This is a genomic window from Methylophilus sp. 'Pure River' (genome assembly GCF_046765995.1).
Classification (GTDB): Bacteria; Pseudomonadota; Gammaproteobacteria; order Burkholderiales; family Methylophilaceae; genus Methylophilus.
Map to the genome: position 1 here is coordinate 127,278 of NZ_JBKOUE010000006.1, position 17,314 is coordinate 144,591.

The following is a 17,314-nucleotide window of genomic DNA, read 5'->3' on the forward strand; positions in this document are numbered from 1 at the left end:
TAAATTTGCAATAAAAACCATATTTAATTATTATTTTGCAAAATAAATGCGAAAAATCATATTATGATCGGTTCAAATATTAGAGATTTGCGCAAATCGCAAAATCTAACTTTACAGCAATTAGCTTCTCGCATGGGGACTGACGCCAGTAACTTGTCGCGCATTGAGCGCGGAGAAGTGGGCATTTCCGAGACCCTGCTGCGCGCCGCCGCCCAAGCATTGAGCACCACACCAGGACGCTTATATGATGCCAACCTGACACCGATCTCGCTCACTAATACACCACCAGCGATCCTCTCCAGCGCCAACAGCAAAGACTTTGTGCACTGGTTCCGCTCCGCAGCGCCGTATATCCATGCCTTTGGTGGCAGCACGTTTGTCATTGCGTTTGGCGGCGAAGTTGTGAGCGAGCAACAATTTGTCGCACTTTCGCACGACCTCAACCTGCTCGCCAGCCTGGAAGTAAGGCTGGTGCTGGTCCACGGCGCCCGTCCGCAAATTGAACAGCGCCTCAAACGCGACAACCTGACGCCCAAATTGCACAATGGCCTGCGGATTACCGACGATGCCGCCATGGAGGCCGTAAAAGAGGCCAATGGCGCCATCCGTGTTGAAATTGAATCCCTGCTCTCGATGGGGATTGCCAACTCGCCCATGGCAGGCAGCGATATCCGCGTCGCTAGCGGCAACTTTGTTACCGCCAAACCACTAGGCGTGCGCGATGGCGTCGACCTGCAACATACGGGAGAAGTACGCAAGATTGACGCTATTGGCATACAGAAGCGGTTAGATGACGGCGAATTAGTGCTTTTATCCCCAATGGGCTACTCCCCCACTGGCGAAACCTTCAACTTAACCCTGGAAGACGTAGCAGTGAGTGCGGCAAGTGCGCTGGACGCCGAAAAACTGATCTTCCTCATGGACTCAGAAGGCGTACACAACCTGCGCGGCGAGCTGTTACGTGAAATGACCTCGGCCAAAGCGCGCAACCTGCTGCGCAATGTGCAGGAGAGTGACGTGCCCATTCATTACTCCGAGGACGTCAATTACTACCTGCCCGCCGCCGTGCGCGCCTGCGAGCATGGCGTGACGCGGACGCACCTGATCTCGCGCCATATTGACGGCGCAATTATCCAGGAGCTGTTTACCCGGCAGGGCATAGGTACCATGATTACCGAACTGCCACTGGAAACCATGCGTCAGGCCAACATTGACGATGTTGGCGGCATTTTGATGCTGATTGAACCGCTGGAAAACGAAGGTATTCTGGTGCGGCGCGGACGCGAGCGCATAGAGATGGAAATCAATTATTTCTATGTCATGGAGCACGACAACCGCGTGATTGGCTGCGCTGCGCTGTATCCGTTTGCCCAAGAAAAAATGGTGGAGTTTGCCTGCCTGGCGATAGACCCGACCTACCGCGGCGGCGGCCGGGGCGATAAATTGTTTAACTACTGCCAGGAACAAGCCAGCCAAAAAGGCTATCAACAGCTGTTCTGCCTGACTACGCGCACCGAGCACTGGTTCCTCGAACGTGGATTTACCGAGCAGAATGTCGACCAATTGCCTGACGAAAAGCAAAAACTCTACAATTTTCAGAGAAAATCCAAAGTTTTCATCAAACCGTTATGAGTTTTTGGCTAAAATTCAGCCTGTACCCGATTGACTGCAATCGCCCGATGATTGAATGAAAGTTTGACCTATGCAAACCTCTACCGCCAGCCAAAAAGCGCAAACCCTGTCTGAAGCGCTTCCTTATATCAAACGCTTCTTTGATAAAACTATCGTCATTAAATATGGCGGCAACGCCATGACTGACGAGCGCCTTAAAGAATGCTTTGCCCAGGATGTAGTATTGCTCAAACTGGTGGGCATGAACCCGGTGGTTGTGCACGGCGGCGGCCCGCAAATCAATGAAATGCTGGATAAGCTGGGCAAAAAAGGCGAGTTCATCCAGGGCATGCGCGTGACTGACGAAGAAACCATGGACGTGGTGGAAATGGTGCTGGGTGGCCAGGTGAACAAAGAGATTGTGAACCTGATTAACCGTCATGGCGGCAAAGCCGTGGGCCTGACCGGGCAGGACGGTAACTTTATCCACGCACACAAACTGCTGATGGAAGACCTCAAAGACCCGAGCAAGATGATTGATGTTGGCCAGGTGGGTGAGATTACCGCGATTGATCCGAGCATCATCAACTTTCTGGACAGCGGCGATTTTATTCCGGTCGTGGCGCCCATTGGCGTCGGCCGCGACGGCGAAACGTATAACATCAATGCCGACGTGGTGGCCGGCAAACTGGCAGAAATCCTCAATGCCGAAAAACTGATTCTGCTCACCAACACGCCTGGCGTGCTGGATAAAAGCGGCCAACTTTTAACCGGCCTGACACCCAAGCAAATTGACGACCTGGTGGAAGATGGCACTTTAAGTGGTGGCATGTTGCCAAAAATCAGCTCGGCTTTAGATGCTGCGCGTAGTGGCGTGAAGTCTGTGCATATTATTGATGGCCGCGTTGAGCACGCCTTGCTGCTGGAAGTGCTCACCGACGAAGGCGTAGGTACTTTAATCAAAGCCAAATAAGTAAGCAGTTACTTTCTTTTATTATCATGTCGCGCAGGGTGTGGATTTTCGATCTTGATGACACCCTGCACAATGCCTCCGCACATATCTTCCCGGTCATGAATCAAGCCATGACGCGTTACATCATGCAGTCGCTGGATATGGAAGAAGCGGCAGCGCACCAGCTACGCCAGCATTACTGGCGCATTTATGGCGCAACACTGAAAGGCCTGATGCGGCACCACGGTGTGGACCCGCATCATTTTCTGGCCGAGACCCATGCCTTTTTGACAGATGACATGGTGCAAACCACTAAGCAATTACGGCAACTGCTGCAGCGCCTGCCCGGGCGAAAATGTATTTTCACCAACGCCCCGCGTGCCTACGCCATGCGCGTACTCAACGTGCTAGGCATCGCCGATTGTTTTTCACTGGTTTTTAGCGTCGAATCCAGCCGCTTTCATGCCAAACCCAGCGTGCGCGGTTTTCAATTGCTGTTGCGGCAACTGCAATGCCGGGCAGCCGATTGCACGATGTTTGAGGACAGCCTGCCCGCCCTGATGACCGCTAAACGCTTAGGCATGCGCACCGTGTGGATCAGCCGCCGCCTGCACAGGCCAAACTTTGTGCAGTATAGGTTATCGCATGTGTTGGCACTCACTCACAGTCCGTTAAAAAAAGCAGCGCATGCATTTCCGTGCTGAACGAATGCGGTTAAAATAGCCGTCAAAATAACAACACTCACTTGGGTTCGGTTCTGGAAATCACAATGGCAACCATCAATAAAGAAGCACGCGCAAACCGCAAACAACAAATTTTGGAAACCCTGGCAGGCATGCTGCAAACACCGCGTGGTGAAAAAATCACCACCGCTGCGCTGGCAGCCAAACTGGATGTGTCAGAAGCAGCCTTATACCGTCACTTTGCCAACAAGGCCAAAATGTTTGAAGGCCTGATTGAGTTTATTGAAGGCGCGCTGTTTGGCGTCATGAATAAAATCACCACCGACGAAACTGACGGCCTCAAACAGGTACAACTGATGCTGCAAACTATGCTCAAGTTTGCCGAGCGCAACCCGGGCATGTCACGCGTGCTGATAGGTGATGCACTGGTCAACGAAGACGAAGCCCTGCAAGCACGCATCAACCAGTTACTGGACCGCCTGGAAGCCAGCCTGAAACAATCATTGCGTATTGCCGAAGCACAAGGCAATAAAATCACCGACGCGGGCATCGCCGCCAACACAATGATCAGCTTCGTGCTTGGTCGCTGGCATGCATTTGCCAAAAGCGGCTTTAAACGCAAACCTAGCGACAACCTTGAACAGCATGTCACACAACTGATTACCGGCTGTTTGCAATAAAAAAGATGTAGAAAGTTTTAATCGATGGAAACCACCGTTTTTGGCATGAATGAAGCCCAGCTCACCGAGTTTGGCATGAGCTGGGGCCTTGCCGGGCTGATCCTGTTCATTGTATTTATTGTCGGCAACCTGGCCTGGAAATCAAAAGCAGGCAAAACCGGGACATTCGCGCTGTTTCTCGCCCTCACCTTAGGCATGGTGGGTTTTCTGGCCAAACTCGCCATTCAGCATTACCTGAATATCCACTAATTCCAGCCCGCACGGCCAGCGCTACAAATAGCCGTGCCACCCAAAATATCCCGTATGTGCATACCCATGTTGCACATACGGTTAACGCTTTATTACGTTTATGACACCCATGGGCTATTGCGGTGCCTGCCGCAGTCCGCTACCCTAAGTCATACATAGTGATAAATACTTGCCTGATATGGATAATTCCCCTCCCAACGACAGTGATGTCTACAAAACCTTGCTGGAGTCGACCAAGGCCATCCCGTGGAAGATTGACTGGGCGTCCAAGCAATTTGCCTACATCGGCCCGCAAATCGAACCCCTTCTAGGCTGGTCGCCAGAAAGCTGGCACTCGGTGGAAGACTGGGTTAACCGCATCCATGAAGAAGACCGTGAACGCGTGTTCAATTTTTGCGTACAACAATCGCTACAAGGGCTGGACCATGAGGCGGACTATCGTGCACTGGCGGCAGATGGCAGCTTTGTCTGGATCCGCGACGTCGTGCATGTGATGCGCACAGCGACTGGTGAACCTGAAGCATTGATAGGCTTTATGTTCGACATCAGCGAACGCAAAAAAACCGAAGAGCAATTACTGATCATGCAAAAGCAACTGGAAGAGCTTTCTTACAAAGATGGTTTGACCGGCGTGGCCAACCGCCGCATGTTCGACACCGTGCTGGAACGGGAGTGGCTGGAAGCCAGGCAACATCAGCACCCGCTATCACTGATCATGATTGATATCGACTATTTCAAGCAATTTAATGACTTTTACGGGCATTTGCAGGGCGATGAAATACTCAAGCAAGTGGCGAAGATACTGGCGCAGGCCGGGGTGCGTACCAAAGACTTTTTTGCCCGTTTTGGCGGTGAAGAGTTTGCGCTGATCCTGCCAGAGACCAATGACGTGTCGGCCAGCAAAATTGCCGAGCGTTGCCGCAACCTGGTGTTTAAAGAGCAAATCCCGCATGCCAAGTCTGAAGTCAGCCAGATACTGACTATCAGTGTCGGCGCTGGCAGCATTACCCCCAGCCAGGCGGACGACCTCAAAACCTTTGTTGAATCGGTAGATGCGCTGATGTATCAGGCCAAACGCAATGGCCGCAACCGTATCGTGGTGAACGGCGCCTGAAACTAGTGCGATTAACGCAGTATCGCCTGTATGGCGTGGATACGTGCCTCAGCCACGGCCTGTTTGATGTGCGCCGGTGAGCTGCATTGTTTGGCAATGGCCCCGGCATCCACCGTGAGTGCCGCCTGCAATGCCATGGCTAAATGTTCCGCATCGGCCAACGGGCAATCCTCCAGCCCTAAACGGCCGCGGCTGTCACATTCACAAGCCAGTAAAAAATCTTCGAAGCGCATACGCTGACGGAATGCATCCAGTTCTTCCAAAAACTGCAATAAGGTGCTGGCCTTCATCTGCCGGGCCGCGTGCAATTTTCCATGATATTTGGCCACCACCAGCGCCAGGTCCTTGCAATCATTGGGCACACGTAGGCGGGCCACCACTTCACGAATCAAATCCACGCTGCGCAATTCATGGCCGATATGTCGCGGCAAGACATCAGCAGGCGTTGTGCCCTTGCCTAAATCATGGGTCAAGGCAGCGAACCTGACCGGCAAGCTGTAGCCTTGTTTGGCCGAGTAATCAATCACCATCATAACGTGAATACCGGTATCGACTTCAGGGTGGTAAGTGGCAGTTTGCGGCACGCCCCACAGGCGATCCAGCTCAGGCAAGATGACTTTTAATGCGCCACACTCGCGTAGCATTTCAAACATGCGACTGGGTTGCTTTTCCATCAGGCCCTTGGCAATTTCTTGCCAAACACGCTCAGCCACCAGTGCGTCGACCTCTCCGGCAGCCACCATCTCCCGCATCAGCAACATCGTTTCCGGTGCCACGGTAAACTCGGTAAAACGCGCCAGAAAGCGTGCAGCGCGCAGTATACGCACCGGATCTTCACTAAAAGCATCCGTCACATGTCTAAGCAGTTTTTTCTGGATATCTAACTGGCCGTGAAAAGGATCGATCAGGCTGCCATCATCGGCTTCTGCAATAGCATTGATGGTGAAATCACGGCGGGCAAGATCTTCTTGCAGGGTCACTTCTGGCGCCGCATAAACACTAAAGCCTTTGTAGCCTTTGCCTGTTTTGCGCTCGGTGCGCGCCAGCGCATGCTCTTGCTGCGTGTCTGGATGCAGGAATACCGGAAAGTCTTTGCCAACCGCACGGTAGCCCGCCGCCAGCATCTGCTCGGGCGTGGCGCCAACCACGACATAATCCCTATCCTTGACCGGCAGGCCAAGCAGGCGATCGCGGACCGCACCTCCTACCTGATAGATCTGCATGGCGGAATACTCACAGCCAGGCATTAACGCCTGGCGTTGATGACGCGACCTGCGGCAGCACGAAACTGGTCGTAAGCACCACGTGGATTGTTTTTGACCAGATAGCCAGAAATGACGGCAAACATATCGGTCGGCACCACACCCAGCTCATTGGCCATGGGTTGCTGACAGACATTATCGACCTGCATGGATTTAACATTGTCACGCGAGAGGAGCTTGATCGGCAACAACTGCATAAAGCTGCCTTGCAACAAGGACATATTGAGGCTGAGACCCATGATAGGACGTTGCACATGGATGGTTTTCATCACTGCTTCCATGATTTGCTGCAAGGTCATGATGGCCGGGCCGCCTAGCTCATAGGTCCTGCCATAGGTAGCAGGCTCATTCACGGCATTGACCATGGCTGCGGCAACATCCTCTACCCAGATGGGCTGGAATTTGGCTTGCGGCATCGCCAGCGCCAAGACTGGGATCCATTGAATCAGTTTGGCAAACAGGTTAATAAAGCGGTCGCGCGTACCAAAAATGACCGATGGCCTGAAAATGGTAACATGCAGTTTTTTACTGAACTCCAGTACGGCCTGATCACCCGCCGCTTTTGTGCGCAGATATTCGCTAGGGGCATTGGCCGAGGCTTGCAAGGCACTCATATGCAACAGGCGCGGAATAGCCAACTGTTCGCATAACTGTGCAACCTGGCGCGGAAACTGATGATGCATTTGTTCAAAGGTGTTGGTGCGTGTCTGATGCAAAATGCCCACCAGGTTAATCACGGCATCACTCCCTTGCAGGTGAGTTTTCAAAGCCCCTTCGTCATGAATATCACACTCGACCACCTGCACATTCGGCAACAAAATCAGGTGCTTGGCCTGCTCGCGGCGGCGCGTCAGCACTTTCACCTGATACCCGGCCTGGTCCAGCCTGGCAACCACACTACTGCCTACAAAACCGCTACCACCTAATACAGTCACTGTCTTCATCATGCTTTATTCCTGAGTACGTCTTGCGTTGAACCGTATTGTACCGAAAAACGGCGACGACACTTCAATCTTGCTTAAACCAAGGGTTTACTCTTGCTCTGAAATGCTGATTGTCGTCGTCACATTCTCGGCATCTGCTGTGCTGCGGGCCGGGATCGTGCCGAGGCGCTTTTTAAGCGTCAACATAGGCAAACCCAGCCTGGGCGCGTACATATGCGCATTGGCCAATACTTTCTTCACATAATTGCGCGTTTCGCTAAATGGGATGGTTTCGGCATAAATAGCCCCTTCCAGCGGCGCATTGGCGGCCCAGCGTCTGGCGCGGCTGGGGCCGGCATTATAGGCCGCAGTCGCCATCACTTCCTGGCCGTTAAACGTATCCAGGGTGTAGCGCATGTAATAGGTGCCCAGGTTAACGTTGGTATCAATATCATGCAGCATGCCATCATGATAGCCATTCAGCCCCAATTTTTTTGCGATCCACTTGGCCGTGGCAGGCATCACCTGCATCAAACCACCCGCACCTACCGACGACTTGGCATAATGCATAAAGCGGCTTTCCTGGCGAATAATGCCATATACCCATGCCTCATCAATTGCGCGGCTACGTGAGGCTTTTTGCAAATAATCCCGATAGGGTGTCGGGTAACGTAATTCAAAATTGTGCGTGCGGCTGGTTTTATCTGCCGCCAGCACCGCCAGGTCATACCAACCCTTGAGTAAGGCATATTGTGCGGCGACGATGCGGGTCGAATCATCCAGCGCTTCCAGCAGATACATCCACTCCAGTCGCGCTTCGTAGCGGGCCTCCACATCAAACAAGGCCTCCATGCGTTTCACTGCCGGTTGTTTGGCAAACTGGCGCACCTCATCATCACCCGGCTGGTAAGTCGCCATGGGCTCACCGGCTACCGGGCCTAAATCTTCTGCCGCCAGCCAGCCGTAGAAATGACGTTCCTGCGAGAGTTTCGCCAGAATCTGGTTCGCCTCGGCCACCTGGCCTTTGGCGATGAGTGCCCGTGCCTTCCAGTAACGCCAGGCGGACTCTTCCGCCAATGCCGCAGGCATTTCGTTAATCACTTTAAGCACCTGATGCCAGTCTTGCTGACGCAAGGCACTTCGTGCATACCACTCCCATTGCTCGCTGCTCAACAAGGCAGTGTTGACCTTGGCAAAGCCCTGCATGGCTTCCGGTTCATGCTTGCGTGCTGCCTCCAGGGCCATATAAGCTTGCACCAGTTGCTTTTCATCGTTATCGAGAAAGCCGCTGTATTTCTGGTAACTGGTTTTGGCCACGGCCAGGTCCGCCTTGGCTTGCCGGTGTATCGCATACATATACAGCGCACGGCCATAGCCTGAACGCTCCTGTATGCTGCCCTTTTTCAAGGCCAGTGCCGGGTTCTGGGCCACATCGTCAATCTGCCTGGACAGGCTGTTATCGGTTTTGCTGCTACGCTTGGCCAGCACTTTTGCCAGGCCGGTTTTATTGCTGAACAAGGCATCACGATACAAAGTCAGCAGCAGCTTTTCATCCAGCACACCGACTTGCTGCAAGGCTTCCATCATGCCCTGGCAATCAGCGGGAAAATCCTTGCCAGCCAGCAATAATTTCTTGCCATCCTCATAGGCATTAGGGTCATCCAACGCAATGCCTGCCTGCACCTGGTAACACTGGTTACCCGTATCATTGATGCTGTAATACATAGGCATTTGCGCCCGCATTTCAACAAACTGATCCCAGAACTGCACACGGCCCAGCCGTTTGAGCCATAGCTCGCGTACACGCTGCGACAACAGGGACTCGTTGTTTTCCTGCAAGAACGCCTGTACCTGATAGTAAGACAATTGATCCATGGTCAGGATCATTTGCCAGTATTGCAGGTAAGGGAGTAACGGTGAACGGCGCTGCTTTAAGGCTTCGGTCGCCTCGGCCAATTGCGGCAGGTTACGCGTCTGGTAGGCCTGCTTGGCCTGCAGATACACTTCAGCATCCCCCGCAAAGGCTAACGTGGACGTACCCAGCAGGCAGGCAGCAAAAAAGAGGAGGGAAAGGAATCTAGTCTTCATGCATCAACAATCACGTGCATCACGTGATGACAATCAAATTCTGGCCAAGCGACTCAGAAAGAAAAACAGCAACAGCAGCAGTAATACAATAAAGCCACCACGCCAGACCGTTTTCAGCCAGCGCCAGTAACGTGCTTGCCCGGTTTGCCAGCCTAATAGCACCAACACCAAGGTGCTAATCACCAACACGGTAAATAAAATGCGTATCCACCACATATTAATCTGCCTGGCGCATTATGCGGGCAACAAAGGGGCGGGACTAAAGTAGTCGCGCTGTTTGAGAAAGCCAACCGGTGCCTGCGCATCGTTATCAAACGTACAATATTCCCAGGCGCTTTCATCTGCCAGCAAGGCGCGCAACAACTGGTTATTCAGCGCATGACCAGACTTAAAGGCCGTAAACTGGCCAATAATCGGGTAGCCCAGGATATACAAATCGCCAATCGCATCCAGTACTTTGTGTTTGGCGAACTCGTCGTCATAGCGCAAACCACCGCCATTGAGGACTTTATACTCATCCAGCACAATGGCATTGTCCAGGCTGCCGCCTTTTGCTAAACCGTTGGCGCGCAGGTATTCCACCTCGTGCATAAAACCAAACGTGCGGGCACGGCTGATTTCGTCGACATAACTCTGGCTATCGTAATCGATGGTCACGGTTTTGCCGGAGAACTCGAACACAGGGTGTGCAAAATCAATGGTAAATTCGGCTTTAAAGCCATGGTGCGGCGTAAATTTTGCCCATTTATCGCCATCAATCACTTCTACCGGTTTAAGGATGCGCACAAACTTCTTGGGCACTTCCAGTTCTTGCAGACCAGCAGTCTGCAGCAAATAGATAAACGGCCCTGAACTGCCATCCATGATGGGCACTTCAGCGGCCGTCAATTCTATCAGCACATTATCTACCCCCAAACCGGCGAGGGCTGACATCAAATGCTCCACGGTAGCAACGCGCGCACCTGAAAACTCTAGGGCGGAGCTCAGGCGAGTGTCATTCACTGCCGTCGGGGCGACCCGCATGGCAGGCGTATCGGGCAAATCGACACGCTGGAACACCACTCCGTGATCAGCGGGCGCAGGTTTGAGCGTCAGCGTGACTTTCTCACCGCTGTGCAGCCCAACGCCCGTGGCGCTGATCGATTGTTTAAGCGTGCGTTGCTTTAACATGGTTTTCTCTGTGTTAATGAATCACTATTATTATAAGCCAATCCGTTACCAGCCATTTAATCGCATGGCAAGATTGCACCAGCCTTTGCTGGTCAGGCAATCCAACCTTAACGATTAATCAGCCTGTTTACGCAAAAACGCTGGGATATCATATTCTTCAATCCCGGAGTTTTTCATGGCTTCAACCTGGGCACGACGGCTGTTGCTGGTGAATACGGCTGGCTCATCTTCTTCAACTGCGCTGAAGATAGGCTGGTTAGTCGTACCATCACGCAATGTCGTCATGACCTTCAACTCAGGCTTGGCCTGACGCTTGCCCAGTGAACCGTTCAAACCGGTTGCCACCATGGTCACACGCAGGTTGTCGCCCATGTTTTCGTCCATCACATTACCCACGATCACGGTCGCATCTTCAGCGGTGAACTCTTTGATGGTGTTCATCACATCATAGTATTCACGCATTTTGAAGCTGCCGCTGGCGCTGATGTTGACCAGTACACCACGGGCGTTTGCCAGGTTGACGTCTTCCAGCAATGGGCTGGCCACCGCTTGTTCAGCCGCGATACGTGCACGGTTAGGGCCGCTGGCTTCAGCAGAACCCATCATCGCCATGCCCATTTCAGACATCACGGTGCGTACGTCAGCAAAGTCGACGTTGACCATACCTGGGCAATTGATGATTTCAGCAATGCCAGAAACTGCGTTATGCAACACGTCGTTGGCAGCACGGTAGGCTTCCACTACGGTCACGTCTTCACCCAATACGTCCATCAACTTTTCGTTAGGGATAACGATAAGAGAGTCGACATACTGTGAAAGTTCTTCCAGGCCTTCTTGCGCTACTTTGGCACGCTTGCCTTCAAATGCAAAAGGCTTGGTCACCACAGCCACCGTCAGGATACCCATTTCACGGGCCACTTCGGCAATAATCGGTGCCGCACCGGTACCAGTACCACCACCCATACCCGCTGTAATAAACAACATGTCAGCACCATCAATGGTTTCTGCAATGCTGTCACGGTCTTCCAATGCAGCTTCGCGGCCGATTTCCGGCTTGGCGCCAGCGCCCAGACCTTTGGTGATATCAGAACCAATTTGCAGCACGACTTTAGCATGGCTCTTCTTCAGTGCCTGCATGTCGGTGTTGGCGCAAATAAACTCAACGCCAGTCACGCTCTTGGTCATCATGTGCTCAACGGCGTTACCACCGCAACCACCGACACCAATTACCTTGATTACGGCGCCGTCATTCTCTTTGTCAAAAATCTCAATCATACTAACCCTCCATTGCCTATTATTTGAGTGCTTGGTTTGCCCCGCACACTCGCCCTAAAACAGTTTAAAAAACGACTAAAAATTACCGGTAAACCAACTCTTCATGCGTTCCAGCAATCTGCCTACTGACCCAGACTGCAAGTTACCCACCATTTGTTTTTCTACCTGTTGCTTGGCCATCAGCAACAAGCCTATGCCGGTGGCATAACGTGGATTGCCCACTACTTCGGACAATCCTTCCACGCCCCTGGGCACGCCCAGACGTACCGGGGTATGGAAAATTTCTTCACCCAACTCAACCATGCCGCGCATCTGTGCCGCGCCGCCGGTAATCACAATGCCGGAGGCGATCATGGACTCCATGCCACTGCGGCGCAGCTCTTGCTGCACGAACTCATAAATCTCTTCCACGCGGTCTTCAATCACCTCGGTCAAGGCCTGGCAAGACAGCTGGCGTGGTTCACGGCCATCTACCGCAGGCACTTCCACCACTTCACGCGGATCCGCCAGCTGGCGCAATGCACAGCCATGCTTGACCTTGATTTCTTCTGCCGACTGCGTCGGCGTGCGTAAAGCCACGGCAATGTCGTTAGTAATCTGGTCGCCGGCAATCGGAATCACGGCCGTATGACGAATGGCGCCATTCTTGAACACAGCCAAATCAGTCGTCCCGCCACCAATATCCACCAGGCACACACCCAGTTCTTTTTCATCATCAGTGAGCACAGACTCACTCGACGCTAACGGTTGCAAAATGAGGTCACTCACTTCGAGCCCACAGCGCTTGATGCACTTGACGATGTTCTGTGCCGCCGCAATGGCGCCAGTGACGATATGCACACGCACTTCGAGACGGATGCCGCTCATACCCAAAGGTTCGCGCACATCTTCCTGGCCGTCGATAATGAATTCCTGGGTCAGGATATGCAGGATCTGCTGGTCGGCTGGCAGGGCAATCGCGCGCGCGGTTTCCACCACACGGTCGATATCCATCTGCGACACTTCGCTCTCTTTAATCTTCACCATGCCATGCGAATTCAGGCTCTTGATATGGCTGCCAGCAATGCCTGAATACACGGTATTAATTTTGCAATCCGCCATCAGCTCGACCTCTTCAATCGCGCGCTGAATCGCCTGCATGGTGGAGTCAATATTCACCACCACGCCTTTTTTCAAGCCACGGGAAGCATGCTGGCCGACACCAATCACCTTCAATGTACCTTCCGGCAATATTTCAGCCGCAATGGCAACAATTTTGGAGGTGCCGATATCCAGGCCCACAATTAAATTTTTATCTTCTCTGACTCTACTCATGTCTCTTCCTTGACCTTTTTTCTGGCAGTCTTATTCTTAGGCGCTACCGCGCGTTCTCAGGCACCACCGCGCGGCATGCGTAAGGCAAAGCCGTTGGGGTAGCGCAAATCGGCATAACGCCAGTCACTTTCCGCGATACTTGCCTGCTGGCGATACGCCGCCACAAACTGTTGTAATCGCTGCTTGGCCGCTTCACGGCCCAGCATCATTTGTCGACCATCCACGGTCTTGATCTCCCAGGCACGACGGGAAGACAGGCTTAACTGCTGAATTTGCAGTGGTGTATCCGTCAGCATCTGGGCAAAACTGGCATAGCCTTGTGCCACTTCTTTGATCGCATCGCCTGGACCGTAAAAAGTCGGTAATTGTTCATCAGACGCGGCCTGGAACAACTCACCATGGCGGTTGACCAGTGCAACGCCACCCCAGCGGCCCAAGGCCTGATGTTCTTCAATCTGCACGACAATGGTGTCCGGCCACTGGCGACGCACACTCACCTTGCGTGCCCAGGGCAATTTTTCAAATGCGGCGCGTGTGCGCTGCAAATCCAGTGTGTAGAAGTTACCTTTGAGGTACTTGCTCACGATCAACTGAATCTGCTCATGATTCACATGATCCAGATTGCCTTCGACCTGCACCTGCTTGACCGGGAAGATAGGCAAATGCAGCACCACAAACAACATGGCGTACAGCAGCATCACCACTGCCAGTGAAAACAGCAGGTTGGCGATCCAGTTCAGCAATGTTGGTCTATCCCACATCGTCGCAGTCGTCCTCTTTACACGTCACGCAACGTTTGTTGCAAAATACGTATGACCAGCGCATCAAAGTCCATGCCGGCCGCTTTGGCGGCCATCGGCACCAGGCTATGGTCGGTCATACCCGGGCTAGTATTCACTTCCAGGAAGTAGTGTTTACCGGCTTCATCCATCAGAAAGTCAACGCGGCCCCAGCCACGGCAACCCAGTACATTAAAAGCCTGCAAGGCTTCGGCCTGGATTTGCTTTTCCTGCGCGGCAGACAGGCCGCTCGGGCAGCGATACTCGGTGTCATCACGCAAGTACTTGGCTTCGTAATCGTAATATTCGTTTTTAGGCACAATGCGCACGATAGGCAGTGCAGTCTCACCCAAGATGCCGACGGTATACTCCCCACCGCCGACAAACTGCTCGGCAATCACCAGTGGGTCTGACTGTTTGGCCAGGCTATAAGCCGCCATTAAATCGCCCGCCTGCTTGACCTTGCTCACCCCAATGCTGGAGCCTTCGTTCGCCGGTTTTACAAACAGCGGCAAGCCAAGCGCAGTGACCACATTTTCAGCATGCGTACTGTCATCCATCAGCACATAGTTAGGCGTGGTGACACCAGCAGCTGTCCACAACAATTTGGTACGCCATTTATCCATGCCCAGCGCAGAGGCCATGACGCCGCTGCCGGTGTAAGGAATATCCATGAGTTCCAACGCACCTTGAATCGTGCCGTCTTCACCGTAGCGGCCATGCAAGGCAATAAAGGCACGGTCAAACGCTTTTAATGCAGACAAATCCTGACTGGCGGGGTCAAATGCATGCGCATCCACGCCCTGACGTTGCAATGCTGCCAATACGGCGGAGCCACTCTTGAGCGACACTTCACGCTCGCCAGAACGGCCGCCAAACAATACTGCGACCTTGCCAAATGACTGTTGACCTGCACTCATACCTTTAAAACACCTTCCCCAATGACTTTCACTTCCTGTATTAATGCCACGCCCTGCTTTGCCCGCACGGTCGTTTTAACGTGCTCAATCAAGGCCTCAATGTCAGCAGCGCTGGCATTACCCACATTCACAATAAAATTTGCATGCTTTTCAGACACCTGCGCGCCGCCAATGGTGGTGCCTTTGAGCCCTGATGCTTCTATCAAACGCGCCGCAAAATCACCCTCAGGATTCCTGAACGTTGACCCTGCGCTCGGCATATTCAGTGGCTGGCTCGCCAAGCGCTTCGCCAGCAACTGCTTGATCTGTTCGGCAGACGCTTTACCATCGCCGGCGGGCACCGTAAACCAGCCGCCCAGAAACCACTCATCTGCCGCCGGATGCTCCACATGGCGATAAGTAGGCCGGTATTCGGCCTTTGCACGCACTTGCACCACCCCGGCACGGTTAATGGTTTTCACCTCATCCACCCACTGCCAGGTTTCGCCACCATAACAACCGGCATTCATCGCCAGCGCACCGCCTACGGTGCCTGGAATACCCGCCATAAACTCGGCACCCGCCTTGTTATGGCTGGCAGCAAAACGGGCCAATTTAGCGCAAGTCACACCGGCATCGGCGTACACACGCTCACCCTCCATCTCCAGCGCTTGCAGCGCCTGGTGCATCACCACGACGGTGCCGCGCACACCGCCATCACGCACCAGCAAATTGCTACCCAGGCCAATAAAGGTCAGTGGTTCGCTGGCTGGCAATTGCTGCAAAAACTGCTGCAAATGTTCTACGCTATCAGCCAGCACCAGGCGATCGGCCGGGCCACCCACGCGCCAGCTGGTATAGCGGGCCAATGGCTCGTTATTCAGCACTTGCAGGCCAGTCGCTTTTAATCCTGAGGCGCTCATACGCTAGCCAACTCCCTGGTTTTCGCTGCAACGCTACCAATATTGCCAGCACCCATCACCACCACCACATCACCCGGTTGTACACTTTCCAGGATGGTGGCTGGCAGTTCATCTGTGGTTTCGACAAAGCGTGGCTCGACCTTGCCATTCACCCGAATCGCACGAATCAGGCTACGCGTATCTGCCGCCACAATCGGCGCTTCTCCTGCCGAGTACACTTCTGTCAGCAACAAGGCGTCGACGGTGGACAACACTTTGACGAAATCTTCAAAGCAGTCACGCGTGCGCGTATAGCGATGCGGCTGGAATGCCAGCACCAGGCGACGGTCTGGAAAAGCACCACGCGCGGCGGCAATGACCGCCTGCATCTCAATCGGGTGATGACCGTAGTCATCCACCAGGGTAAAGTGACCGCCATTGGCCGGGATTTCGCCATAACGCTCAAAACGGCGACCAACGCCGCGGAACTCTGCCAGGGCTTTCAAAATGGCAGCATCCGGCACATTTAACTCAGTGGCAATCGCAATCGCTGCCAGCGCATTCAGCACATAATGATGACCAGGCAAGTTCAGTGTCACTTCGTTGCGCACGGTGATGCCGTTTTTACGCACCAGCGTGAAATGCATCTTGCCGTTGTCAGCCACAATATTCTCGGCGCGAATTGCGGCCTCTTCGTGGATGCCATAGGTCGTCACCGGACGGGTCACGCGCGGCAAGATTTCACGCACATTGGCATCATCGATGCACAACACCGCCATGCCCCAAAACGGGATCTGTTGCAGAAATTCGACAAACGCAGTTTTGAGCTTTTCAAAACTGTGTTCATAGGTATCCATGTGGTCCTGGTCGATATTGGTCACCACCGCCATGATCGGGGTCAGGTGCAAGAAGGACGCATCCGATTCGTCAGCTTCCACCACAATCCACTCGCCGGTGCCCAGACGTGCATTGGCGCTGGCAGCTTCGAGCTTGCCACCAATGACAAAAGTCGGGTCCATATCGGCCTCGGCCAGAATGCTGGCGATCAGGCTGGTGGTGGTGGTTTTGCCATGGGTACCCGCTACGGCAATGCCCTGCTTGAAGCGCATCAGTTCGGCCAGCATCACCGCCCGTGGAATCACTGGTACTTTGCGTGCACGCGCAGCAATGATTTCCGGGTTTTCTTCGTTAATGGCACTGGAGACAACCACCACGTCGGCATCATTCAAATGCTCGGTCGCATGCCCCTGAAACACGGTGGCGCCAAAACCTTGCAAACGTTTGGTGGTGGCATTGCTGGCCAGGTCAGACCCACTGACTTCAAAATCCAGGTTCAGCAACACTTCGGCGATGCCACTCATGCCTGAGCCGCCGATGCCGATAAAGTGAATTTTTTTAACTTTATGTTTCATA

Annotated in this window: 17 protein-coding genes; 6 read left to right on the forward strand and 11 right to left on the reverse strand. The window is 53.3% G+C overall.

Features of this window, described 5'->3' with window-relative positions; all coding sequences use genetic code 11:
- Positions 1-63: 63 nt before the first annotated feature.
- From argA to ACIDE9_RS08885, 6 genes are all read left to right on the forward strand, one after another.
- Positions 64-1,632 (forward strand): amino-acid N-acetyltransferase, encoded by a 1,569-nt coding sequence (gene argA / locus ACIDE9_RS08860; protein ID WP_411994206.1) that lies wholly within the window; start codon positions 64-66, stop codon positions 1,630-1,632.
- 70 nt (positions 1,633-1,702) lie between these two features.
- Positions 1,703-2,584 (forward strand): acetylglutamate kinase, encoded by an 882-nt coding sequence (gene argB, locus ACIDE9_RS08865; RefSeq protein WP_194741362.1) that lies wholly within the window; start codon positions 1,703-1,705, stop codon positions 2,582-2,584.
- Between the two features lie 26 nt (positions 2,585-2,610).
- A complete protein-coding gene (locus ACIDE9_RS08870; RefSeq protein WP_411994208.1) occupies positions 2,611-3,267 on the forward strand; it encodes a pyrimidine 5'-nucleotidase in 657 nt (218 codons plus the stop codon).
- A gap of 65 nt (positions 3,268-3,332) precedes the next feature.
- Positions 3,333-3,926 carry a nucleoid occlusion factor SlmA gene (gene slmA, locus ACIDE9_RS08875; protein WP_194741360.1) on the forward strand — a complete coding sequence of 198 codons (594 nt, stop codon included), beginning with the start codon at positions 3,333-3,335 and terminating at the stop codon, positions 3,924-3,926.
- Positions 3,927-3,950: 24 nt separating this feature from the next.
- Positions 3,951-4,175, forward strand: a complete 225-nt coding sequence (locus ACIDE9_RS08880) for a DUF2788 domain-containing protein (protein ID WP_194754854.1) — start codon at positions 3,951-3,953, stop codon at positions 4,173-4,175.
- Positions 4,176-4,353: 178 nt separating this feature from the next.
- Complete coding sequence (locus ACIDE9_RS08885; protein WP_411994210.1) at positions 4,354-5,289, forward strand: GGDEF domain-containing protein; 936 nt, start codon at positions 4,354-4,356, stop codon at positions 5,287-5,289.
- An 11-nt stretch (positions 5,290-5,300) separates the two neighbouring features.
- Here ACIDE9_RS08885 and ACIDE9_RS08890 read toward each other — a convergent pair whose 3' ends face one another.
- From ACIDE9_RS08890 to murC, 11 genes are all read right to left on the reverse strand, one after another.
- Positions 5,301-6,512 (reverse strand): multifunctional CCA addition/repair protein, encoded by a 1,212-nt coding sequence (locus ACIDE9_RS08890; protein ID WP_411994212.1) that lies wholly within the window; start codon positions 6,510-6,512, stop codon positions 5,301-5,303.
- Positions 6,513-6,535: 23 nt separating this feature from the next.
- Positions 6,536-7,498: a complex I NDUFA9 subunit family protein gene (locus ACIDE9_RS08895; protein WP_411994214.1), complete on the reverse strand. Its 963-nt coding sequence runs from the start codon at positions 7,496-7,498 to the stop codon at positions 6,536-6,538.
- Positions 7,499-7,582: 84 nt separating this feature from the next.
- Entirely contained in the window at positions 7,583-9,562 is a 1,980-nt protein-coding gene (locus ACIDE9_RS08900; RefSeq protein WP_411994216.1) for a transglycosylase SLT domain-containing protein, read from the reverse strand.
- A gap of 33 nt (positions 9,563-9,595) precedes the next feature.
- The gene (locus tag ACIDE9_RS08905) at positions 9,596-9,778 is read right to left on the reverse strand and encodes a hypothetical protein (protein WP_194741354.1); all 183 of its coding nucleotides are present in this window, start codon (positions 9,776-9,778) and stop codon (positions 9,596-9,598) included.
- Between the two features lie 18 nt (positions 9,779-9,796).
- Complete coding sequence (lpxC, locus tag ACIDE9_RS08910; protein WP_024930573.1) at positions 9,797-10,732, reverse strand: UDP-3-O-acyl-N-acetylglucosamine deacetylase; 936 nt, start codon at positions 10,730-10,732, stop codon at positions 9,797-9,799.
- A gap of 114 nt (positions 10,733-10,846) precedes the next feature.
- The gene (ftsZ, locus tag ACIDE9_RS08915; RefSeq protein WP_411994218.1) at positions 10,847-12,007 is read right to left on the reverse strand and encodes a cell division protein FtsZ; all 1,161 of its coding nucleotides are present in this window, start codon (positions 12,005-12,007) and stop codon (positions 10,847-10,849) included.
- A 75-nt stretch (positions 12,008-12,082) separates the two neighbouring features.
- Positions 12,083-13,321, reverse strand: coding sequence for a cell division protein FtsA (gene ftsA, locus ACIDE9_RS08920; RefSeq protein ID WP_019883476.1), 1,239 nt, complete (start codon positions 13,319-13,321; stop codon positions 12,083-12,085).
- A 56-nt stretch (positions 13,322-13,377) separates the two neighbouring features.
- The gene (locus tag ACIDE9_RS08925; RefSeq protein WP_194754860.1) at positions 13,378-14,082 is read right to left on the reverse strand and encodes a cell division protein FtsQ/DivIB; all 705 of its coding nucleotides are present in this window, start codon (positions 14,080-14,082) and stop codon (positions 13,378-13,380) included.
- Positions 14,083-14,099: 17 nt separating this feature from the next.
- Positions 14,100-15,020, reverse strand: coding sequence for a D-alanine--D-alanine ligase (locus ACIDE9_RS08930; RefSeq protein ID WP_411994221.1), 921 nt, complete (start codon positions 15,018-15,020; stop codon positions 14,100-14,102).
- On the reverse strand, positions 15,017-15,922 hold the full coding sequence (gene murB / locus ACIDE9_RS08935; protein WP_411994223.1) for a UDP-N-acetylmuramate dehydrogenase: 906 nt from the start codon (positions 15,920-15,922) through the stop codon (positions 15,017-15,019). The genes ACIDE9_RS08930 and murB overlap by 4 nt, the downstream gene beginning before the upstream one ends.
- Positions 15,919-17,313: a UDP-N-acetylmuramate--L-alanine ligase gene (gene murC, locus ACIDE9_RS08940; protein ID WP_411994225.1), complete on the reverse strand. Its 1,395-nt coding sequence runs from the start codon at positions 17,311-17,313 to the stop codon at positions 15,919-15,921. The genes murB and murC overlap by 4 nt, the downstream gene beginning before the upstream one ends.
- Position 17,314: the final 1 nt, after the last annotated feature.